Origin of the sequence: Streptomyces sp. NRRL B-1347, assembly GCF_000720325.1 — a bacterium.
GTDB lineage: Bacteria > Actinomycetota > Actinomycetes > Streptomycetales > Streptomycetaceae > Streptomyces.
In genome coordinates, this window is sequence record NZ_JOJM01000273.1 from 1 (window position 1) to 461 (window position 461).

Below are 461 nucleotides of genomic sequence, written 5' to 3' on the forward strand. Positions count from 1 at the left end.
GCAGGACTGGGACAAGGTCGCCAAGGACCTCAAGCCCGTCTATACGGCTCCGGGCGAGGCCGCCGCCACCGAGCGGTTCCTGGAGTTCTCCGAGAAGTGGGGCACCAAGTATCCGGCCGTGAGCAAACTGTGGTCCGACGCCTGGGCCGAAATGGTGCCCTTCCTCTCCTTCGACGTCGAGATCCGCAAGGTGATCTGTTCGACGAACGCGATCGAGAGCGTCAACGCCCGCATCCGCAAGGCCGTGAGAGCCCGCGGCCACTTCCCGTCGGAAGCCGCGGCGTTGAAGTGCGTCTACATGGCGTTGATGAGCCTGGACCCGACCGGCAAGGGCCAGCGCCGCTGGACGATGCGCTGGAAAGCGCCACTGAACGCCTTCCAGATCGCCTTCGACGGCCGCCTCACCCCCACCGACCAGCGATAACTCAACAACCAAGATCAGCCGTTAAGTTGACACACCC

The 461-nt window shown here is 64.2% G+C and carries 1 protein-coding gene; it reads left to right on the plus strand.

The annotated features are described in order from the left end of the window. Positions 1-424 (plus strand): IS256 family transposase (locus IG74_RS0144950; protein ID WP_030689713.1); only part of this gene is annotated, 424 nt, incomplete at its 5' end. Positions 425-461 lie beyond the last annotated feature (37 nt).